The organism is Pseudomonas palleroniana (assembly GCF_003031675.1).
Taxonomy (GTDB): domain Bacteria; phylum Pseudomonadota; class Gammaproteobacteria; order Pseudomonadales; family Pseudomonadaceae; genus Aquipseudomonas; species Aquipseudomonas palleroniana.
Genome location: NZ_PYWX01000015.1, coordinates 96025 through 117847 on the forward strand (window position 1 = coordinate 96025; position 21823 = coordinate 117847).

Sequence of the window (21823 nt, forward strand, 5' to 3'; positions counted from 1 at the left end):
GGCGCTACCGACGTCTTCGCAGGCGTACGTTATGATTGCGACCCTCCAAGGACTCAGGATCAAAGGACACGTCATGCGCATCGGTTTTCTGCCTCCTCTGGGTCTGGCGTTGCTCGCCGGCCTTTCCTTCCAAGCCCAGGCCAGCGGCGATGATTCGTGCTACCCCGACTGGCGGGTATCACGCGACAGCCTTGAAGGCTGCAGCAACCTGCCCTTCCTGAGCCCGGGCAATGACAGCCGGGTCAACCTGCGCCTGTTACTGGCAGATAAACAGGCGATGCCGCTGACACCCAACGCACTGAATGAAACCGACCTGGAGCAAGGCTTCGGTCCGGTGCCGTTCCCGGTGTATCGCCTGACGTCCAATGACACCCCGCCCGCAGAAGCAGACGACTCCTCGGCCCCCGGGCTTGACGAACTGCTCGCGCCATTGGGCATCCAGCGCGGCGATAGCAAGGCCGCCGGCCAAGCCTTCCTCAGCGGTGAAGGCAGCCGTTGCCGCAGCAATGATGACGACAGCGCCGCGGCGTTTATCGGCCAGGTCGTCAAGGCCGACATGCCGGCGGCCGAGCGCGACGTGCTGGTCAAAGCCCGTGTGCAGTTGCTCGCCACTTGCGATTGGAATGGCCAGGTCGTGGAGCCGCAACAGATTCAGTCGCCCGAAGGCCAACTGCTGCGTACCTATCTGCAAGCAGCCGCCGACTTCTACAGCGGGCGCTTCAGCGACGCCGAACGCGGTTTTGCCGCTGCCGGCAGCAGCGCCCTGCCCTGGCTGAAAGAAACCGCGCTGTACATGACCGCCCGCACCTCGCTGAACCAGGCACAGGCCGAGGCCTTCGACGAATACGGCATGCCGAAGCTCGAGCGTGTGGACAAGTCGGCCCTGAGCAACGCCGAAGAGGGCTTCCTCGGTTACCTGAAAACTTATCCACAGGGCGCGTACGCTACCTCGGCCCGCGGCCTGCTGCGCCGGGTGTACTGGCTGGCGGATGACACCGACAAACTGGCCGAGGCCTATGCGTGGCAACTGACCCAGGCGACGGATACACAGCGCAACGCGTCGCTGGAAGAACTGGTGGAAGAAGCCGACCTCAAACTGTTGATGGTCAATCGCAGCACCGTGCAAAACCCCATGATTCAGTTGGTCACCGACCTGATGGCGATGCGCGCCCATACCCCGCCGGAACTGACTCGCGAAGAGCTCGACGGGCAGAAAGGCGTGTTTGCCAATGAGCCGGCTCAGTTCGACTACGTACAGGCGGCCTACGCGCTGTACGTCGAGCATCAGCCCGACAACGCCTTGAAGCTGTTGCCCAAGGAAGTGCCGTCGAGCCTGGATTATTTCGCCTTCAGCCAACAGATCTTGCGCGCATTGGCCCTGGAGGAGAAAAAAGACTGGAAAGCCGCCGAGTCGCTGTGGCTGCAATTGCTGCCGCTGGCCAAGCTGCCACTGCAACGTGACCAACTGGAATTGGCCCTGGCCATGAACTACGAACGCAGCGGCCAATTGGCCAAGGTGTTTGCCGCCGACTCGCCGATCAGCGCCCAGCAAGTGCGTTACATCCTGCTGCGCAACGTGGCCGGGCCGGACCTGCTGCGCCAACAACTGGCCAAGGCCAGTGACCCCGTGGAGCGCAACACCGCGCAATTCGTGCTGCTTTATAAAGACCTGCTACACGGCCAGTTCGCCGACTTCGCAGCCGACTTCAAGCAACTGCCGGCCCCGGCGCCCGAAGACAAGCTGGGCACCAGCCTGGGCTACGTCTATACCTCAGGCCAGAGCCTGAAAATGTTCCAGTGGAACGGGGACAAAGCCGAATCCGGCTATGCGTGCCCGAGCATCGCGCAAACCGCAGCAACCTTGCAAAACGACGCGAAAAACCCGCAGGGCCTGAATTGCTTCGGCGAGTTCATCCTGCGTAACGGCCTGGACGGCATGCCGCTGGAACAAGCCCGCGCCGCCGGCAGCCTGGGCAGTACGGCGTCGGACTTCAAAGGTGAAACCTTCTCGCGGCTCGACGGCTACAAACTCGTCATCGCCAACGCCAAGGCTCCGAAGAACGACAAGGCCTATGCCCTGTTCCGCGCCATCAACTGCTATGCGCCGTCAGGCTATAACAGCTGCGGTGGCAATGAAGTTGAACCGGCCGTGCGCAAGGCGTGGTTCCGCCAGCTCAAAACCAGCTTTGCCGACACCGAGTGGGGCAAGTCTCTGCAGTACTACTGGTGAAGCACCTGTGGCTCGGCTTGCTGCTGTTGGCAAGCCCGGCTTTTGGCGCTGTTGACGCCCGCGACTATGACGCCTTCTGGCTATGGAGCGGCGTCACGCCGCAGCCGGTACTCAAGCAGGCCAAAACCCTGTACATCCTGCAGGGCCAGATCAACTCCACCCGCCGCGCGCCACAGCGCGGCGTGCAATTGATCGCCCAGGGCATCAGCGTACCGCGCCTCACCCAAGGCGAGGTCTGGGTGGTCTACCGTGCCCACACCTTGCATTGGCCGGAGCAGATCTACACCCAAGTGTTCGGCCAGGTGCAACGCTGGCGCGACGCCGGCAACCCGGTGGTCGGGATCCAGATCGACTTCGACGCCCGCACCCAATACCTGCATGAATACGCAGCCTTCCTGCGCGACCTGCGCCAACGCCTGCCCGCCGACCTGCGCCTGAGCATCACCGGCCTGATGGACTGGAGCAGCAACGCCGACCCGGCGGCCATCGCCCAGCTCAAGGGCGTGGTGGATGAGGTGGTGGTGCAGACCTATCAGGGCCGCCATAGCATCCCGGATTACGCGGCGTACTTACCTCGGATGAATCGATTGGGATTGCCGTTCAAGGTGGGGCTGATTCAAGGCGGGGAATGGGAAGCACCGGGGTATTTGCAAGGGAATGAGTGGTTTCGAGGGTATGTGGTGTTTTTGCAGAACTGACAAATTTCTTGACATGGGTGCCGTAGACATGAAAGTTTTTGTCCACAGTCCATGGACGGTGGACACTGGAATGCGAGCATGAATGAAAAGTCAAGACATTGTAATACTCTTCAAGCTGATTAGTCTGGACCTGCAGGCCAGAGGCGAGAGAGTCAAGAAGCGAGAGTTCACGCTCAAACGCGACTTTGAGGAAGCGATGCTGCTTGCACCGGAGGCATCCCCAGACTACTTGGATCACGTTCTCAATCTGCGCCTTACAGGAAATAGTGAGAAAATCGAACTTTCACCTGTAGAGAAATGGGAAGGATGGGAGGACAGCGAAGACGCCACCACTCCACCCAACCTTGAAAGCTATTCAGTCAGGGCCTTGTCGGCTTCCCTCGCACTGAGCAAGAGCGAAGTATCCAACTCGCTTAATCGCTGCCGGGAGATTGGTCTTATCTTCACCGACTTATCGAGTGGAAAACCAACCGTCAGAAACACCGCTCTACTGGACTTCGTAAAATATGCAATTCGCTACGTATTTCCCGCCAAGCCAGGTCCTATCGTACGCGGCATTCCAACCGCATTTGCCGCCCCAATAATGGCAGGCAAGGTCATGAGTGGTGGTGATCTCATCCCCGTCTGGCCCGACGCCAACGGGAAGAGGAAAGGGCAGCAAGTGCTGCCTTTATTCAAAACCGTACCGGTAGCAGTCAAAAAAGATGAATTGCTCTATCACTTCCTTGCACTAGTGGACGCCATTCGCATCGGTGGTCCTCGTGAAACCAAAATCGCTGACGCCATGCTACGGGAGTGGATCTTATGACATCGAACCGGGAAATGATGTTGCAAATGCTTGAAGAAGTCGCCGATGCGCTGGGCAGTGACCTACGCGAGCATGTAGCGTTTGTCGGTGGATGTACAACCATCTTGCTTATCACTGACGAATACACCTTAGAGTCGATTCGCGGCACGGATGATGTTGACCTAGTCATTCATCTGACTGGCACCGCCGACTGGTATCGCCTGGAAGAAAATTTGAAACCCCGAGGCTTCAAAAATACCGGCCAGGACTCCGTCACCTGCCGCCTGAGACTAGGTCATCTGAAGGTCGACTTCATGCCAACGGATGAAAAGGTACTGGGCTTTTCCAATAGCTGGTTTGTCGGCGGATTAGAAAATGCCGTCGACTACAAACTCCCCAGCGGAACACTCATCAAGACATTTGCCGCTCCGTGGTTTCTCGCCGCAAAACTACAGGCATATCAAGGACGAGGTCGGGGTGACATGCTGATGTCCAATGATATTGAAGACATCGTCGCGTTACTGGACGGTCGGGAAGAACTCATTCAAGAAGTGGCGCAAGCACCGATCGAACTGCGCCGTTTTGTAAGCGAGCAGTTTGAGGCGTTTCTGAAGTTACCCGCATTTCAGGACGTGATCCAAAGCACCGCTCAGGACTCTGATCGCGAGGCGTTGCTTCTCGAACGATTAACGACCCTGGTTGGATTCGGAGTGCCTACTTGATCCGGTACTTGAGCCTCAGCCGTCAAGGTGCTGACAGAGCCGAAAACTGCGATGTCAGCGGCTCAGCACAGAACTCGGACGCTTATCTCTACGTGATCGCCGATGGCTCCTCTAAGCCGAACAGTGGCGAATTGGCGAGAACACTGACCCGCTACCTTCTTGAGTCCTTTACCCGTGCAGCGCCCTCCATCGCATCATGTCCTGACAAGGCAATGCGGTTGGCACTTACCTTACTCGACGACGTGCATTCAAACCTTTCCGCAGACTTTCCATTTGCCTCCACCAGTTACCTGACGCTACTGGTAGTGGGGCAAACGGCCGTTTCCATTCACGCAGGGGACTGCTGCATAGGCTACTTGGACGACGATCAGCGGGTGAACTGGCTCAATGCTCCCCACTGTGGTCCCAACTGGAGAGGTGATTTGAGCCACTCAGCCATCGCCAGCAACCCCGCGCGCAAAACCCTGCTCAACTGCATGAGCCACCGTCGTGCGCATGAGCCTCACATTCAAACCCTGCAGATCATCAAAGACACAACATGGATACTGGCAACCGATGGGTTCTGGGCAGAGCTGTCAGTCGAAAACCAGATCAAGGCTATCGCTGAGCAGACCCTTGATGGGCACTCAACCGAAGATGACGCCACCTTTATGTTATTGCGGACCTAGCACACGTCTACCAGTCGTAGGTCAGGCTCGACACCACCGTGCGCCCTTCACCGTAATAGCAATCCAGGTCACCGGTGCACTGCGACACGTAGGTCTTATTGGTGAGGTTCTGCACGTTCATCGCCAGTTTCACGCCTTTGAGTTGCAGCGGTGACTGACCCAAGTCGTAGCTCAGGTTGGCGTCGTAGACACTGTATGATTCAGCGCTGCGCGGTTTGCTGCGGGTACACCGATTCCCAACCACCGCCCAAGGCTTTGTACAAGCCAACCATCGCCAGCGAAACGCCGGTGGAGCTTTCCACCCATTGCTCCTGCGTCGCCAACAAAGCGCTTTGCACGGTGAGCACGTTGACGAAATCCACTACGCCTTCAACGTACTGCTGCTGTGCCGTGGTCAGTGCGATCTGGTTCTGGCGCACGGCTTCGGCAAGGCTGTCGCGTCGCAATTGGCTGGCGTTGTAGCGAGTCAACTGGTCGTCGATTTCGTGCCAGGCCCGCAGCACGGTTTGCTGATACGCCAGCGCCGCTTCCTGCTGCTGGGCTTCGCGCAAATTCAACATGCCTTGCAGGCGCCCGCCATTGAACAGCGGCAAGCTCAATTGCGGACCGAAGGCAAACGCGCGAGAGCCCCAGGAGCCGAAATCGGCGAGTTGCATGGCCTGCGAACCGAGACTGCCGGACAGGGTGATACGCGGGTAGAAGTCGCCCTTGGCCACACCGATGTTGGCGGTGGCTGCATGCAAACGGGCCTCGGCCTGACGAATATCAGGGCGACGCTCCGCGAGTTCCGACGGCAGGCCTATAGCGACCTGGCGCTGGGTTTGTGGCACGGCGGCGTCCTTGGACAATTGCGCATGCAGCGCCTGTGGCGGCTCGCCCATCAGCAGGCTCAGGGCGTTGATTAGCTGGTCCTGGCGTTGCTGCAACTCCGGCAGGCGCGCTTCGATGGCCGCTACCTGGGCAGCGGCTTCGGCGACGTCCAGATCCGTGGCCACACCATCGGCCAGGCGCAATTGCGAGAGCTTGAGGCTGTGGCGAGCGACGTCGAGGTTTTGCTCAGTGACGGCGCGGGTGTTCTGTACGCCACGCAGTTGGATGTAGTCCTGGGCCGTCTCGGCAAGCACCGAAAGCAGCACGGCGCGGCGGTCGTCTTCAGCGACTTGCAGCGTAGCGTCGGCAGCTTCGGTTTCGCGTTTGACCCGGCCCCAGAAGTCCAGCTCCCAAGCGGCGGAGAAGCCCGCATCCCACTGGTTGAACGCTGCGCGACCGTTCTCGCCGGACGGGTCACTCAAGCCTTTGCCGCTGTTGCGTTTGCGCTGATAGCCGCCCGCTGCAACGAGGTTGGGATAACGCTCAGCGGTGGTCACTTGGCGCACGGCGCGGCTTTGTTGCAGACGGCTGCTGGCCAGTTTCAGGTCAAGGTTGTCGGTGAGCGCACGACGGGTCAGCGCCGACAGTTGTGCGTCGTGAAACACGTCCCACCAGCGCTCCTGCAACGGGTCGGTCACTGCACGGCTGGCAGCCTGTCGCCCCTGGGGTTGGCTCCATTGCGTGACGTGTGGACCTTGGGGCCGTTGGAAGTCCGGGCCAACGGTACACGCGCTCAGGCTGATAAGGCTCAAGGTAAGCCAGGCCATCTGTCTCATTGCTGGACCACCTCACGCGGCTGCGCGACTGCATGCGTGTCGACGCTGGCTTCCACCGACATACCGACGCGCAGACGCTCGGTCAGCGGCTGGTTGGATTCGAGGACAATCTTTACCGGAATCCGCTGTACCACCTTGGTGAAGTTACCCGTGGCGTTATCCGGTTTGACCGAGGCAAAGGTCACCCCGGTGGCGGGCGCAAGGCTTTCCAGATGCCCCTTGAGCAACTCGCCGTCGAGGCTGTCGACACTGACCTGCACCGCCTGGCCAGCCTGCATATGCGACAGTTGCGTCTCCTGGAAATTGGCCACTACATAGGCCTCGGCCAACGGCACCACCGCCAGGATCTTGCTGCCCGGCGTCACATAAGCGCCCACCCGTACCGCACGCTCGCCGACCATGCCATCTACCGGCGCAACGATGCGGGTGTAGGACAGCTGGTAACTGGCCATTTCCAGCGCGGCCTGGGCACGCTTGAGTCCACCTTCGGCGGCATCACGCTGAGCGGTGAGAATCTCCACCTGCTTGCGCTCGGCTGCCAACACCGCCGTGGCTTTGGCCAGACGCGCGGTGGCCTGATCGATGCGGGTCTTGGCTTGCTGGGCGTTCTGCACCGTGCCTGCGCCGACACCAGCAAGGTGGTTGTAGCGATTCAACTCGTGTTCGGCGAAGGCCATTTCGGCGCGATCAGCCGCCACCGTAGCCTGGGCCTGGGCGATCACCGAGCTTTGGCGCTCCAGGGTCGCGTTGGCGTTTTTCAATTGGGCCTGGGCCACCAAGGTATCCGCATCAGCCGCTTGGGCGGCGGCGCGAAAATCGCGGTCGTCGATCAGCGCCAACAGTTGGCCGGCTTTGACGCGCTGGTTGTCTTCCACCAGCACTTCCTTGATGAAGCCCGCCACGCGCGGCGCAACCAAAGTGAAGTCGGCGGCGACGAAAGCGTCGTTGGTGGTCTGGCGCTTGTTGGCCAGAAGCTGCGGCACGGCCAGGTAAACCAGCACACCCACGGCGAACACCGCAATAACGGAGACGGCTATTTTGTCTTTGCGTTTCATGAGAAGTCCTTTGGGCTAGGTCGGTGCGCGAGGCGGAAAGATCCGCGTGGGCATCCAGAAAATCAGCAGGATCAACGCCACCGCGACCGCGGCCATGACGTAGTAGAGATCTGAAGACGTGAGCACCACGGCCTGTTCGTGCAGGCGCCGGGCCAGGCCAGGTGAGTCGCCGTCGGCCAGGGGCGAGTTGCCCAGGCGGTCCACCAACAGGGTCGAGTGAAAATGCAGGCGCTGTGTGGTCAAGGTATCCAGCACGGCGGTGGCGACCACGGCGGCGAGCCCCTTGATGGTGTTGAACCAGGCCGAAGCGTACGGCCCGTCCATCGGCTGGATGCTGCCGGTGGAAAGCATCAATAGCGGCAGCACCGCCATTGGCTGACCGAAGATTTGCAACAGGTACCAGCCATAGAAATCGTCACGAACCCACGCCGAGGTCAGGTGCGAACTGCCGACGCAACACAGCACCAACAGGCTCAAACCGACCCCCAGCACCCACCGGCAATCGACCCCGCGCAGGTTGCACAGCGCCGCCACCAACGGCAGCGCGATCAACTGCGGCAGTGCCATCAGCAGCATCACCGGCGCGGTTTGCAGTGGGCGATAACCCTGGACCTGGGCGAGAAAACTCGACGGGATAATGATCACCGACGTCAGCACCACCAGCACGCCAGCCAGCACGATCAGTGCAAACGCCAAGTTGCGCAGGCCGAGCATCTGCAACTTGAAAAACGGTACCGGGTGCGACCATTCATTGAGCATGAACAGCACCAGCAACAGACTGCCGCCACTCAACAGGAAGGTGATCAGGCCCGACTCGAACCAGTCCAGGCGATTGCCCTGCAACAGGCCGATCACCAGCATGCAGATCGCCGGGAACCCCAGCAGCAAGCCGCGCCAGTTGAACTGTTTGAAGCGCTCCAGGCGTAGCGGATCTTGCGGCAAGCCGTAGGCCACCGCGGCCATGGCCAACAGGCACGGTGCGACTATCTGCCAGAACGCCCATTGCCAGCCGACGTATTCGGTCCACAACGCCGCCAGTGGCGTACCCAGGCTCGGGCCGAAGGTGGCGGTAAGCGCATACCCGGCCAAGCCGTACAGCTTGACGTTGGCCGGCAGGAAGCGCAGCGCCACGGTCATCAACATCGGCGGCAGCGCGCCACCCGCCAGGCCTTGAACCGTGCGCAGCACCAGCAGGCTTTCGTAGTTCGGCGCGAACGGGCACAGGATGCCAAGCACCGTAAACAAAGCGATCGCACACAGCGTGAAGCGGCGCAGGGAAAACGTCACCGAGCACCAAGGCGCAAAGGCCATCGCCGCCACGGAGGTCGCGGTGTAGGCGGCGACCAGCCAGGTGCCTTCGTCAAAGCCGAGGTACAGCGCACCCCGGATGTCGGCGAGGGCAACCTTGGTGACCATCTCGTTGAGACCAGATACGAGTACCGCCAGCAGCACGCCGACCAGGCCGATGATGATGCGCGGGCCGAACGCCGGTGGCGTAAGCGCGGTCGGTTTGGCTGCGGCCTGGAGAGCGGGGGCAGCGAGGGAAGTCATGAACAGGCAGCTCGGCATTAGAAATACCGGAGCAGTCTAATCAGGCAAATCCATGACAAAAAGTTACTTGTTGGAAGGTTATAAGTGCGTCAGACGCAATCCATGTGAGAGGGGGGGCTTGCTCCCGATGGGCCGCGCAGCGCCTCAAAATTGGGACTGCTATGCAGTCCATCGGGAGCAAGCCCCCTCCCACAGGAGCCCCCTGCCACTGTTTTATCCCTCCCGCCTCAGGAATCAGGTCGGCTGGGCCTCCAGCCACGTGGCATGGCAACTCGCGCGCATGGTCTCGCGCAGCCATTTGTGGGCCGGGTCTTTGTCGAAGCGAGGGTGCCAGGATTGAGCCAAGACCAAGGTCGGCAGGGAGATCGGCAGCGGGAAAGCCCGCAACGGCAGGTTCAAGCGATTGGCGCTGTAGAGTGCTTCCTTCGGCACCGGCAGGATCAGGTCGGAATCGGGCAACATGAACATTGCCCCATGGAAACCCGGGGCGATCATTGACACGCGGCGTTCCAGGCCCTGCGCATTCAGCGCCGTATCAATCGGGCCACGGGAGATGCCGCGCCGCGAGATACTGATGTGGGAATAGCTGGCAAAGCGCGCAGCGGTGATCTCTTCGTCAAACAGCGGGTGACCTTCCCGCGCCAGGCCGATGAAGGTGGTGGAGAACAGGTTCTGCACTTTCACCTCAGGACTGGCGGGCATGGTGTTGCTCACGCGCAGATCCAGCCGCCCCTCGCGTAGCGCTTCGTCGTCGGTGTCGCCCTCGGGCACAAAGCACAGCTCGCACAACGGCGCCATGCGTTCCATGGTGTCAAACAGACGACCGCCATACACGCCGATAAAGAAGTCATTGGCGCGCACGCTGAAACGGCGGCGCAAGGTGCTCAGATCCACCTGATCCGCCGAGCGGAATAGCAGCGCCGCCTGCTCCACCACGTTGCGCACCTGGCCTTGCAGCTCAATAGCCTTGGGCGTCGGCACCAGGCCACGTCCGGCGCGCACCAGAATCGGGTCGCCCACGGCCTCGCGAATACGTGTCAGGGTACGGCTCATGGCGGCGGGGCTGAGGTTCATCCTGCGAGCGGCACCCACTACGCTGCCCTCGTCGAGCAAGGCGTCGAGGGCGACCAGCAGGTTCATATCCGGTAGTTGCATGCCAAGCACTCGTGATCAGTGGGGAGTGAATGGGGTGCAATCCTAGCAGGGTCAGGAGCGCTGCATGCCCCAACGCTTCACCGTAAGCCGTTCGAAGGTGTTGAACACCAGGTTTTCCACCAACAGGCCGATCAAGATCACCACGGCCAACCCTGCAAACACCTTGTCGGTGTACAGCTCATTGCGGTTCTGGAAGATGTACCACCCCAACCCGCCCTTGCCGCTGGTGGCGCCGAACACCAGCTCGGCGGCGATCAGGGTGCGCCAGGCAAATGCCCAGCCGATCTTCAGGCCGGCCAGGATCGAAGGCAGCGCCGCCGGGATCAGGATGAACAGCACGAAGCGCATGCCCTTGAGCCCATAGTTGCGTCCAGCCATGCGCAGGGTTTCGGAGACACCGAGAAAACCGGAATAGGTGTTCAGCGCCAAGGCCCACAACACCGAATGCACCAGCACGAAAATCAAGCTGTTCTGCCCCAGGCCGAACCACAGCAGCGCCAACGGCAACAGCGCAATCGCCGGCAGCGGGTTGAACATCGAGGTCAGCGTGCTCAGCAGGTCGCGACCCAGCTGGGTCGACACCGCCAGCGTGGTCAGGGCAAACGCCAGTACGATGCCGATCAGGTAACCCTTGATCAACACCGCCAGCGAGATGCTGACCTTACTCAGCAGTTCACCGCTGAGCAGGCCGTCGAACAGCGCCTGAGTCGTTTGCAGAACGCTGGGCAGTAACAGGTCGTTGTTCTGATAACGCGCGACGGCTTCCCAGAGGATCGCCAGCACGACCAGGATCAAGCCTTTGCGCAGCCAGCCTTGTTGCCACAGGCGTTGACGCAACGGCAGCTCGCGCTCCACGGGAACGCTGAGCAGCGGTTCGAGGTTGATTTCAAATTCCTGACGCATGGGCAGCCCCTTTCAGTAAGCGATGCGGATATCGGCGAAACCCAACTCGCGCTCGGCTTCAGGCGCTTCGTCGAACAGCAGGCGATGAATGCGCTGCGCCGATGCCTGGAATTCCACACCGCCAAGGCTGTGCAGGTCGTATTGATGGCTGTGGACTTCAGCACGCACCCGCCCGGGGTGGGGCGACAGCAACAGAATGCGATTGCCCACCACCAAGGCTTCTTCGATGGAGTGCGTTACGAACAGCAGGGTAAAGCGTACTTCTTCCCACAGCTGCAGCAATTCTTCCTGCATCTTGCGGCGGGTCAGGGCATCGAGGGCGGCAAAGGGTTCGTCCATCAGCAGGATTTTCGGCTGCATGGCCAAGGCGCGAGCAATGGCTACACGGGCTTTCATGCCACCGGACAGGGTGTGCGGATAAGCCTCGGCGAACGCACTGAGGCCGACTTTTTCGAGGTAGTGCAGCGCCCGTTCTTCAGCGTCGCGGCGCTTCAGGGTTTTGGACGCCAGCAAGGGAAACATCACGTTCTGCTTGACGGTTTTCCAGGGCGGCAGTTGGTCGAACTCCTGGAACACCACGATACGGTCCGGGCCTGGTTGTTCGACTTTTTGCCCCAGCAGGCGGATCTCGCCTTCACAGGGTTTGATAAACCCGGCGATGGACTTGAGCAACGTGGATTTGCCGCAGCCCGATGGGCCGAGCAACACGTAGCGGTCGGCCGGATCAATCTCGAAACTGACTTGGTGAGTGGCACGCACCACACGCTCGGGCGTGCGGTATTCGAGGCTGACGTTGTCCACCGCCAACAACGGTTGAGCCGTATTCAGAGTGCTGGCCGCGTGGCCTTGCAGGGGCGCGTTCATTTCATCTCTCTTGCCGGGAATGGGATTCAGAACGGCGCATCGCCCTGGATAGTGGTGCGAAACAGCTTGCGCCGCAGGTGGCTCGGGCAGCCGGCGGCGAGGTGAATCAACGAGCGGTTGTCCCAGAACACCATGTCGTGGGGCTGCCACTGGTGACGGTAGATGTTTTGCGGCAGCACGCTGTGGGCGTACAACTGGGCCAGCAGATCGCGGCTTTCGTCTTCCGGCAGGTCGACAATCCGCGTGGTGAAGCCTTCGCTGACAAATAACGCCTTGCGCCCGGTTTCCGGGTGGGTGCGCACAATGGGGTGCACTACTTCGGCGACCTGAGCGAGTTGCTCGGGGGTCAGGGTCGGGCGCCAGTTGCCCTCGAATTTGGTCTCGCTGTAACGCGCCGTGTATGAGTGGGCAGCGCTGCGGCCCTCCACCGCTTTGCGCAAATGTTCAGGCAGTTGGTCCCAGGCTTTGTGCATGTCGGCAAACAGCGTGTCGCCACCTTCGGACGGCAACTCCTGGGCGTGCAGCATCGAACCCAGGCTGGGCAGTTCCTTGTACGACAGGTCCGAATGCCAGAACTTACCCGCATCGCCCAGGCCGATGGATTGGCCGTTTTCGATGATGTTGGAGACGATCAGGATTTCCGGGTGATTGGCCAGCAGGAACTGTTTGAGCACATGGATCTGCAGCACACCGAAACGGCGGCTGAAGGCGATCTGTTGTTCGGGGGTGATGCGTTGGTCACGGAACACGACGACATGGTGATCCAGGTGCGCGCGGTGGATGCGGGCGAAGTCCTGGTCGTTGACCGGGCGCGACAAGTCCAGGCCGATGATCTCGGCGCCGACGCTGCCAGGGAGTGGGCGGATCTCGAAGAGTTGGGCGGTTGAGGTCGCTGTTGGAACAGTAGAGGTGGCGGACATGTGGGCACTCCCGGTCGGACTGGGGAGTGACTTTATAGATATAAGAACTGGCGATTAAATACCGTTAAAGAATATCTATATGCATTGGGTGCGGGGTTGTGTGGGGAGGCTGATGGCCCTATCGGGAGCAAGCCCCCTCCCACACTTGACCGAGTTCCAGCATAGGAATGCGGTCGAGTGTGGGAGGGGGCTTGCTCCCGATGAGGCTCATTCAGGCGCTACAAGTCAACGCTCGTGCAACGCCTCGGCCCGCGCCTTGATGATCGGCTTGAGCAGGTAGCTCAGGATGCTCTTCTTGCCGGTGATGATGTCCACCGACGCGACCATGCCCGGGATGATCAACAACGGCTTCTCATCGGTTCCCAAGTGGCTGCGGTCGGTGCGCAGGGTGATCATGTAGTAGGTGGTTTTCTTGTCTTCATCGGTGATGGTGTCGGCACCGATGCGTTCGAGCTTGGCTTTCAGGCCGCCGTAGATGGTGTAGTCATAGGCGGTGAATTTGACGATCGCTTCCTGCCCCGGGTGCAGGAAGGCGATGTCTTGCGGGCGGATCTTGGCTTCCACCAGCAGCGTGTCGTTCAGCGGCACGATCTCTACCATGTCGCTGCCCGGCTGGATCACGCCGCCGACGGTGTTGACCAGCAATTGCTTGACGATCCCGCGCACGGGCGAGGTGACCAGGGTGCGGCTGACCCGGTCTTCCAGGGCGCGGCCGGTGGACTCGGCCTTGTTCAGTTCGGTGCGGGCTTCGTTGAGCTGGGTCAGCGCTTCGCTGCGGAACTTGCCACGGGTTTCGTCGATCTTGCGTTGTACTTCCTTGATCGCCGACTCGGCCCGGGGGATCGCCAGGGTAGTGGCGTCCAACTGGCCGCGGGTTTCCATCTCGGCACGCTTGAGGCGCAGCACTTCCACCGGCGACACCGCACCCTGGGCCACCAGCGGTTCGGACATGTTGATTTCCTGGCGTTGAAGGGACAACTGGCTGCGGTACTGGCTTTGTTTGGAGGTGAATTCACGCAGTTCCTGCTGGCGTTGCACCAGTTGTTCCTGCAAGCCGCCGACTTCGTCCTTCAACTGCTGGCGGCGGCTGTCATACAACGAGCGCTCACTGGCAGCCTGGTTGGGCGCGGCCTTGAGCACATCGTCGGGGATGTTCAGCGGGCGGTCATCCACCTGGGCACTCAGGCGCTCGACGCGCAGTTGCATGGCCAGGCGCAGGGCTTCGGTTTCACCGGCATTGGAAACAAAACGCGTGTCATCGAGGCGAATCAACGGCGCGCCGGCTTCCACCACCTGGCCTTCCTTGACGTACAACTCGGAGACGATACCGCCTTCCAGGTTCTGGATTTTCTGCAACTTGGACGAGGGGATTGCCTTGCCGTCGCCACGGGTGACTTCGTCGATGCTGGAGAAGCCTGCCCACGTCACCAGAAAGATGAAGAACGCGATGATCGCCCAGATGGTCAGGCGGATAACCCGCGGCGCATCTTCGACCAGTGCTTTGTTGACTTCGGGCAGGGGCTGACCCTGCAGCGAATCGGAACCTTTGAAATAGCGGCCAACCGCGCTTTTGATGGAGTTAAGCAACACTGATCTGCCCCTTTTTCAGCGCTTCCATGACCACGGCTTTCGGGCCGTCTGCGAGGATCTGCCCACGGTCGACCACCAGCAGGCGGTCCACCAGCGAGAGCAGTGAGGCACGGTGAGTGACCAGCACGATGGTCTTGTTTTGCACCACGGCTTGCAGGCGCTGTTTCAGGCGCTCTTCACCGGTGTTGTCCATGGCGCTGGTGGGTTCGTCCAGCAGCAGGATGGGCGGGTTGAGCAACAGTGCACGGGCCAGGGCAACGTTCTGGCGCTGGCCGCCGGAAAGGTTTTGCCCGCGCTCGCCGACCTGCAGTTCATAACCCTGCGGGTGCAGGCGGGCGAATTCGTGCACGCCGGCCAGTTCGGCGGCCTGCAGGACCATTTCGTCTTCGACATAGCGTGCACCGCACACCAGGTTGTCGCGCAGCGTACCGGCGAGCAGTTGGATGTCTTGGGCCACGTAACCGATGTTGTGGCGCAGTTCGCTGACGTCGATCTGGCGCACATCCACACCATCCACCAGCAAGGCGCCGGAGTCCGGCTGATAAAGGCCGACGATCAGTTTGGCCAGGGAGCTTTTGCCCGAGCCGCTGCGGCCGATGATGCCGATTTTCTCGCCGGGCTTGATCACCAGATTGATGTTTTTCAGCGCGGCGTTCTGTTGATTCGGGTAAGTAAAATTAAGGCCCCGGCATTCGATGGCGCCTTGCAGCGTGCGGCGGCTCATGGGGCGCTCTTCGAAATTGCGCTCCTGGGGCAGCTCCATCATCTGGTCGGTCGACATCATGGTGACCTTGGCTTGCTGGTAACGGGTCAGCAGGCCCGACAGCGAAGCCAACGGGCTCAAGGCGCGGCCGCTGAGCATGTAGCAGGCGATCAGGCCACCCATGCTGAGGTTACCGTCGATGATCTGGTACACACCGAACACGATCATGATCACGCCGGCCAGTTGCTGGATCAGCAGGGTCATGTTCATCGACAGGCCCGACAGCAACTTCACCCGCAGTTCAAGGCGGCTCAAGGTGCCGATGGTCTGTTCCCAACCGTACTGGCGCTCGCTCTCGGCGTTATTGACCTTGACCGCGTCCAGCCCGGCGAGGGTTTCGATCAGGCTCGACTGGCGCTCGGCGGCCAGCGCCATGGTGCGCTCCATGGTCGCAACGAGTGGTTTCTGCAGGGCATAGCCGATGCCCAGGGCAATCGGGAACGCCAGCACCGGAATCCACACCAGGTGCCCGCCGAGAATCGCGATGACCAGGAAGATCAGCAGGGTGAAGGGCAGGTCGATCAGGCTGGTGAGGGTCAGCGAAGCGAGGAAATCGCGCAGGCTCTGAAACTCGTGGATGTTCTGCGCGAAGCTGCCGACCCGTGCCGGGCGGTACTTCATGGACATGCCGACAATGCGCTCGAACAGCGTGGCCGAGATAATCAGGTCGGTCTTTTTGCCGGCCAGGTCCAGGCACAGGCTGCGCAGGCTTTTGAGGATCAGGTCGAACAGATAGGCACCGCAGATGCCCACTGCCAGCACCCACAGGGTGGCCGTGGCCTGGTTCGGCACCACGCGGTCGTACACGTTCATCACGAACAGCGGCGCGGCCATCGCAATGATGTTGATCAGGAAGCTGGCGGCAATGGCGTCGGTGTAGAGCCAGCGCGAACGCATCAGCGTGTCACGGAACCACGAACGCGCCCGAGGAATCAGGGTGCCGTGGTTGACGTCGAATTTGTGCTGCGGCTGGGCGAAGAAAACCTTGCCGGCATAATCGCCAGCCAGTAACTCGCGCTTGATGATGACTTCACCGCCGTCGCTTTCGCTGAGCAGGATGCGGGCTTCGTCTTCGCCTTGCCAGCCTACCAGCACGGCACTGCGCCCCTCTTTGAGCAGCAGCAACGCCGGCAGGGCAATCGTTGGGATCTGTTCCAGCTTGCGTTGCAGCAACCGCCCCTGCAGGCCCGCCCGCGCGGCTGCACGGGGCAGCAACTCGGCACTCAACCGCTGCGAAGGCAGCGGCAGGCCGGTGGTGAGCATGGCCGCGCTGGCCGGTTTCTGGTGCAGGGCGCACAGCGCAAGCAACCCGTCGAGTAACGGGTCGTCGTGCAGCGTGCGTGGATCATGGTTGAGATGAACTCGACTGACTTCGGATTCCACGCGGTGCACTCTCGACTAACAGATGGGGCTATGGGGACGGCTCAATTCATCCCAGGCAGTTGGACGTTAGGCTTCACGTCGGTCTGCACGACGGAGGCCATCGGTGGGACCACTCCCTGGCTCTTGAGCAATTCGCCCATGGTCGCCTTGATTCGATACTGAGTAAATAACTGAATGTTCTTGATCTCTTCCAGACGACGGGAAGCGGTGAATAATTCGTTCTCACTGTCGAGCAAATCGAGCAGGGTTCGTTGGCCGAGGCTAAACTGCTGCTGATAAGAGGTACGCACCCGGGTGCTGTGGTCCACGTACTGCTGGGCCACGGGCAACTGCGCGTTGGCGTTGTTCAGGGCGTTCCAGGCCAGGCCCAGTTCTTCGTTGAGCTGGCGCAGGGCGTTGTTGCGGATATCCAGGGCCTGGTTGGCCTGGTATGACTTGGATTGCAAGTCAGCCTTGTTGCTGCCACCGGCAAACAGGTTGAAGCGCATGCGCACCATGGCTTCCCAACCGTTGTTGTGGCTGGCGTCACCCGAGACGTTGTTATCGGCGTTGGTGCCAAGCTCGGCGTCAAAACGCGGGTAGAAGGTGGACTTGGCGGCTTCGTACTGCTTCTCGGCGGCGGAGATATCCGACTCGGCCGAACGCAGCACCGGGCTGTTGTCGAGCATCTGGCGGCGTGCCTCATTCAGGTCTGCCGGCAGCATGGCCATGAACGGTGCCGGACGCTCCAGTTGGTCGGGCATCTGGCCAACGGCACTGAGGTAGTTGACCTCGGAGTCGGCCAGGTTGGTCTGCTCGGTGATCAGGTTGTTGCGGGCCTGGGCCAGACGCGCTTCGGCCTGGTCCTGGTCGGCGCCGTTGCCGACGCCGCGCTGGGTACGCAGTTTGATCTGATCGTAGATGCGTTCGTGGTTGCGCAGGTTTTCTTCGGCCAGGCGCACGAACTCACGACGGGTCAGTACATCCAGGTACACCTGGGCAACGGTCAGGCCGGTGCGCTCGGAGGTGCCGAGCAAGGAGTAGGCGCGGGAGTTGACGTTGGCTTGCTGGCGACCGACTTCGCTGGAAGTGGCGAAGCCGTCAAAGATCATCTGTTGCAGGCGCAGGCTGGACTCGCCGCGGTTGAGGGTGTCCCAGTGGTTGCCGTTGGGGCCATTGGCGGCGCGAGTAGTGGAGTTATCGGTGCCTTCGCGGCCGTAACCGGCGTTCAGGTCGACCCGAGGCAGATAACCGCCCTGGGCTGCACGCAGTTGGTAATCGGCGGCGATGCGGCTGTTCACACCGGCTTGAATTTCCGGGTGCACGTCCAAGGCCTGCTGCATGGCTTGGGGCAGTGTCTGGGCTTGTACGAAACTGGCGGCGAGAACGAACGGTATTGCCTTGAACAGGTGCAGACGCATTAAAAAATTCCCCAGGACTTCTTGTCTCAAATCACAGCGATTCAGGCCGCTGCGTCGGATAATGGCTACCGTAATGACCGTACGTCGGAAAGTTCAAAAAGCGGAACTGCTTCACACATGTAGGACGGTTCGCCGCATAAATATCAATGTGACATTACGGGGCCAATTGTTTAGGATGGCGGTCATAAGGTCAATAGTTTGGCATAAACTAGATCGCGAATAAATCTAGCCAAATATTTGACGAAACCATCTTTACAGACTACGCCCCTCCTGTTTGGCCCTCCCCCGAGCGGCCACATGGAAATCATCAGAAACGGATCGCCGGAGAAAATTTTAATGAGCAGTGTTGTTGCCATCGTCAAAAGCATTGTTGGTCAAGTTTTCGTTATTTCTCCGGAAGGAACGCGGCGTGTATTAGTAGAAGGTGACCGCCTGTTTGCAGGCGACCAGGTCGACACCGGCATGTCGGGCGCTGTGAGCCTGGAACTGGCCGACGGCCGCACGCTGGACCTGGGCCGGGAAACCCAGTGGAGCGCCGACCTGCCGGACTCCACCGTCGATCTGGCAGCTGCCGCCGAGAACGCGGCGCCCTCGGTTGCCGAGCTGCAACAAGCCATCGTCGCGGGCGCGGACCCGACCACCGACCTGGAAGCCGCTGCCGCAGGCCCAGCCGCTGCCGGTAATGGCGCCGCAGGCGGTGGCCACAGCTTCGTCGTGCTGGACGCGACCGCCGGCCGCGTTGACCCGACCATCGGCTTCCCGACCGCGGGCCTGGGCCAGGCCAACGCGGCACTGACCCAGAACGTCGGCGCCCAGCCTGGCGGTAATAACGGTGGCCTGACTCTGCAAACCGCCACGCTGACATTGGGCGCCACGTCGACCATTACCGAAGCCGGTGGCGTACTGACCTATACCGCCACCGTGACCCAGGCACCGATCGGCAACCTCAACATCACGTTGTCCAACGGTGCAGTGATCACCATCCCGTCGGGCCAACTGACCGGCACCGTCAACGTGCCCCTGGCCCCGAACGACAGCCCGTACATCGACCCAAGCCAAATCAGCGTCAACGTCACCGGCACCACCGGCGGCAACAACCTGGTGCTGAACATCGATACCACGCCGGCAGTGACCCAGGTCACCGACACCATCGACACCACCACCATCGCCCTGACGGCAGGCTCGACGGTCACTGAAGGCGGCCAGATCACCTACACCGCCACGTTGACCAACCCAGCACAGACGCCAGTGACTGTCACTTTGAGCAATGGCTCGGTGATTACCATCAAGGCGGGCGAGTCTACTGGCACTGTGGTTGTCGATACCCCGGCCAACGACGTCTACAACAACGGTTCTACCGTCAGCACTACCATTACTGGCGCGACCGGCGGCAACTTTGAAAACCTGGTGCCGAGCACGACTCCGGCCGTCACCACGATTACTGACTCCGTCGACACCACCACCGTCGCCCTGACGGCCGGCTCGACCGTGACCGAAGGCGGCCAGATCACTTACACCGCCACGCTGACTAACCCCGCGCAAACACCAGTGACTGTCACTTTGAGCAATGGCTCGGTGATTACCATCAAGGCGGGCGAGTCTACTGGCACTGTGGTTGTCGATACCCCGGCTAACGACGTCTACAACAACGGTTCTACCGTCAGCACTACTATTACCGGCGCGACTGGCGGCAACTTTGAGAATCTGGTGCCGAGCACGACTCCGGCCATTACCACGATTACTGACTCCGTCGACACCACCACCGTTGCCCTGACGGCTGGCTCGACCGTGACCGAAGGCGGCCAGATCACTTACACCGCCACGTTGACCAATCCGGCACAAACACCAGTGACTGTCACTTTGAGCAATGGCTCGGTGATTACTATCAAAGCGGGCGAGTCCACTGGCACTGTGGTTGTCGATACCCCGGCTAACGACGTCTACAACAACGGTTCTACCGTCAGCACTACCATTACTGGCGCGACCGGCGGCAACTTCGAAAACCTGGTGCCGAGCACGACTCCGGCCGTTACCACGATTGTTGATTCGGTCGACACCACCACTGTTTCGCTGACAGCGGCCCAAACCGTAACCGAAGGCGGTCAGATTACCTACACCGCTACGCTGACCAACCCAGCACAAACGCCAGTGACTGTCACTCTGAGCAATGGCTCGGTGATTACTATCAAAGCGGGCGAGTCCACTGGCACTGTGGTTGTCGATACCCCGGCCAACGACGTCTACAACAACGGCTCTACCGTCAGCACTACTATTACCGGCGCCACCGGCGGCAACTTTGAAAACCTGGTACCGAGCACGACTCCGGCCGTTACCACGATTGTTGATTCGGTCGACACCACCAATGTTTCACTGACCGCTACCGGAACGGTTGTCGAAGGCGGCCAGATCACCTACACCGCCACCTTGACCAACCCGGCGCAGACGCCGGTGACTGTCACTTTGAGCAATGGCTCGGTGATTACCATCAAGGCGGGCGAGTCCGTTGGCAGCGTGGTTGTCGACACCCCGCCGAATGATGTCTACGTCAATGGCAGCACCGTCAGCACCACCATTACCGGGGCGACCGGCGGCAATTTCGAGAGCCTGGTGCCGAATACGGCCCCGGCGGTCACCACGATTACGGACTCGATCGACACTACGACCGTGACGCTGACCGCGCCGACTGAGGCAAACGAAGGCGGACAGATTACCTACACCGCGACGCTTTCAAATAAAGCGGGCACTGATGTCACGCTGAAACTCGACAACGGCTCGACCATCACCATCAAGGCTGGCGATACCGTCGGCACCGTGACCGTCCCAGCACCGAGCGATGACGTGTTCATCGACAAGAGCACGCAGACCGTCAAGATCACCGACGCTACTGGCGGCAACTTCGAGAAGCTGGAAGTTGCAGGTAACGGTGCAACCACGACGATCAACGACACCATCGACAAGGTCGATGTGGTCCTGACCGCCACCAACACTGTGGGCGAAGGCGGCAATATCGTTTATACCGCTTCGCTGGTCGATAAGTCGGGTAATGCGGTGACTAACATCACCAACCCACTGACCGTGACTTTGGACAATGGCCAGACCATCACCATCGGTGTGAATCAGTCGAGCGGCACCGTCACCACCGTGGCGCCGAACGACGTTTACAACGGCGACCAAACCGTCACCACCGCGATCAAAACTGTGACCGGCGGCGAGCACTTCGAGAACCTGGTGCCGGGCACTACGCCGGTAAACACCACTGTTACCGATACTCCGGGCACCGCAGATACCACCACCGTGACCCTGACTGCGCCAAGCGCAGTTAACGAAGGCGGTCAGATCACTTACACCGCGACCTTGAGCAATAAGGCCGGCACCGACGTCACTCTGAAACTCGACAACGGTTCGACCATTACCATCAAGGCCGGTGACACCGTCGGCACCGTGACCGTCCCAGCACCGAGCGATGACGTGTTCATCGACAAGAGCAC

Annotated in this window: 16 protein-coding genes and 1 pseudogene; 6 read left to right on the forward strand and 11 right to left on the reverse strand. The window is 60.7% G+C overall.

Annotated features, from left to right (window positions below):
* Positions 1-73 precede the first annotated feature (73 nt).
* The 5 genes from C9383_RS05390 to C9383_RS05410 all read left to right on the forward strand — a co-directional run bounded on the left by C9383_RS05390 (position 74) and on the right by C9383_RS05410 (position 5105).
* Complete coding sequence (locus C9383_RS05390; protein WP_090367661.1) at positions 74-2230, forward strand: PA5441 family protein; 2157 nt, start codon at positions 74-76, stop codon at positions 2228-2230.
* Positions 2227-2928 (forward strand): DUF3142 domain-containing protein, encoded by a 702-nt coding sequence (locus tag C9383_RS05395; RefSeq protein WP_060755482.1) that lies wholly within the window; start codon positions 2227-2229, stop codon positions 2926-2928. The genes C9383_RS05390 and C9383_RS05395 overlap by 4 nt, the downstream gene beginning before the upstream one ends.
* Positions 2929-3010: 82 nt before the next feature.
* Positions 3011-3736, forward strand: coding sequence for a hypothetical protein (locus tag C9383_RS05400; protein ID WP_090367663.1), 726 nt, complete (start codon positions 3011-3013; stop codon positions 3734-3736).
* 26 nt (positions 3737-3762) lie between these two features.
* Positions 3763-4437, forward strand: a complete 675-nt coding sequence (locus tag C9383_RS05405) for a hypothetical protein (RefSeq protein ID WP_412047452.1) — start codon at positions 3763-3765, stop codon at positions 4435-4437.
* Positions 4438-4445: 8 nt separating this feature from the next.
* Positions 4446-5105 (forward strand): protein phosphatase 2C domain-containing protein, encoded by a 660-nt coding sequence (locus C9383_RS05410; protein WP_234016596.1) that lies wholly within the window; start codon positions 4446-4448, stop codon positions 5103-5105.
* Positions 5106-5112: 7 nt separating this feature from the next.
* Here C9383_RS05410 and C9383_RS05415 read toward each other — a convergent pair.
* From C9383_RS05415 to C9383_RS05465, 11 genes and pseudogenes are all read right to left on the reverse strand, one after another.
* Positions 5113-5313: pseudogene (locus tag C9383_RS05415) on the reverse strand (hypothetical protein); the annotation flags it as partial.
* Positions 5306-6751: an efflux transporter outer membrane subunit gene (locus C9383_RS05420; protein WP_060755478.1), complete on the reverse strand. Its 1446-nt coding sequence runs from the start codon at positions 6749-6751 to the stop codon at positions 5306-5308. The gene C9383_RS05420 and the pseudogene C9383_RS05415, both read right to left, overlap by 8 nt.
* Positions 6748-7806, reverse strand: a complete 1059-nt coding sequence (locus C9383_RS05425) for an HlyD family secretion protein (RefSeq protein WP_090367667.1) — start codon at positions 7804-7806, stop codon at positions 6748-6750. The genes C9383_RS05420 and C9383_RS05425 overlap by 4 nt, the downstream gene beginning before the upstream one ends.
* A gap of 15 nt (positions 7807-7821) precedes the next feature.
* Positions 7822-9357 (reverse strand): MFS transporter, encoded by a 1536-nt coding sequence (locus C9383_RS05430; protein ID WP_090372281.1) that lies wholly within the window; start codon positions 9355-9357, stop codon positions 7822-7824.
* A gap of 234 nt (positions 9358-9591) precedes the next feature.
* Entirely contained in the window at positions 9592-10512 is a 921-nt protein-coding gene (locus tag C9383_RS05435; protein ID WP_060755475.1) for a LysR family transcriptional regulator, read from the reverse strand.
* A gap of 51 nt (positions 10513-10563) precedes the next feature.
* A complete protein-coding gene (locus C9383_RS05440; protein ID WP_090367669.1) occupies positions 10564-11415 on the reverse strand; it encodes an ABC transporter permease in 852 nt (283 codons plus the stop codon).
* A 12-nt stretch (positions 11416-11427) separates the two neighbouring features.
* Complete coding sequence (locus C9383_RS05445) at positions 11428-12279, reverse strand: ABC transporter ATP-binding protein (RefSeq protein ID WP_090367672.1); 852 nt, start codon at positions 12277-12279, stop codon at positions 11428-11430.
* Between the two features lie 26 nt (positions 12280-12305).
* Positions 12306-13199 carry a TauD/TfdA dioxygenase family protein gene (locus C9383_RS05450; protein WP_060755472.1) on the reverse strand — a complete coding sequence of 298 codons (894 nt, stop codon included), beginning with the start codon at positions 13197-13199 and terminating at the stop codon, positions 12306-12308.
* 225 nt (positions 13200-13424) lie between these two features.
* The gene (locus C9383_RS05455; protein WP_060755471.1) at positions 13425-14789 is read right to left on the reverse strand and encodes an HlyD family type I secretion periplasmic adaptor subunit; all 1365 of its coding nucleotides are present in this window, start codon (positions 14787-14789) and stop codon (positions 13425-13427) included.
* Positions 14779-16935 carry a type I secretion system permease/ATPase gene (locus tag C9383_RS05460; protein ID WP_060755566.1) on the reverse strand — a complete coding sequence of 719 codons (2157 nt, stop codon included), beginning with the start codon at positions 16933-16935 and terminating at the stop codon, positions 14779-14781. The genes C9383_RS05455 and C9383_RS05460 overlap by 11 nt, the downstream gene beginning before the upstream one ends.
* Positions 16936-16976: 41 nt before the next feature.
* Positions 16977-18335 carry a TolC family outer membrane protein gene (locus tag C9383_RS05465; RefSeq protein ID WP_060755470.1) on the reverse strand — a complete coding sequence of 453 codons (1359 nt, stop codon included), beginning with the start codon at positions 18333-18335 and terminating at the stop codon, positions 16977-16979.
* A gap of 336 nt (positions 18336-18671) precedes the next feature.
* Between C9383_RS05465 and C9383_RS05470 the strand changes: the two genes are divergently transcribed.
* On the forward strand, positions 18672-21823 hold a 3152-nt coding region (locus tag C9383_RS05470; protein WP_146164704.1), incomplete at its 3' end, for a retention module-containing protein.

Bases quoted from the DNA above. Each gene is read 5' to 3' on its own strand.
- C9383_RS05390 (WP_090367661.1), top strand. From the start codon at position 74: ATGCGCATCGGTTTTCTGCCTCCTCTGGGTCTGGCGTTGCTCGCCGGC.
- C9383_RS05400 (WP_090367663.1), top strand. From the start codon at position 3,011: ATGAAAAGTCAAGACATTGTAATACTCTTCAAGCTGATTAGTCTGGAC.
- C9383_RS05405 (WP_412047452.1), top strand. From the start codon at position 3,763: ATGCTTGAAGAAGTCGCCGATGCGCTGGGCAGTGACCTACGCGAGCAT.
- C9383_RS05420 (WP_060755478.1), bottom strand. From the start codon at position 6,751: ATGAGACAGATGGCCTGGCTTACCTTGAGCCTTATCAGCCTGAGCGCG.
- C9383_RS05425 (WP_090367667.1), bottom strand. From the start codon at position 7,806: ATGAAACGCAAAGACAAAATAGCCGTCTCCGTTATTGCGGTGTTCGCC.
- C9383_RS05430 (WP_090372281.1), bottom strand. From the start codon at position 9,357: ATGACTTCCCTCGCTGCCCCCGCTCTCCAGGCCGCAGCCAAACCGACC.
- C9383_RS05435 (WP_060755475.1), bottom strand. From the start codon at position 10,512: ATGCAACTACCGGATATGAACCTGCTGGTCGCCCTCGACGCCTTGCTC.
- C9383_RS05440 (WP_090367669.1), bottom strand. From the start codon at position 11,415: ATGCGTCAGGAATTTGAAATCAACCTCGAACCGCTGCTCAGCGTTCCC.
- C9383_RS05445 (WP_090367672.1), bottom strand. From the start codon at position 12,279: ATGAACGCGCCCCTGCAAGGCCACGCGGCCAGCACTCTGAATACGGCT.
- C9383_RS05450 (WP_060755472.1), bottom strand. From the start codon at position 13,199: ATGTCCGCCACCTCTACTGTTCCAACAGCGACCTCAACCGCCCAACTC.
- C9383_RS05465 (WP_060755470.1), bottom strand. From the start codon at position 18,335: ATGCGTCTGCACCTGTTCAAGGCAATACCGTTCGTTCTCGCCGCCAGT.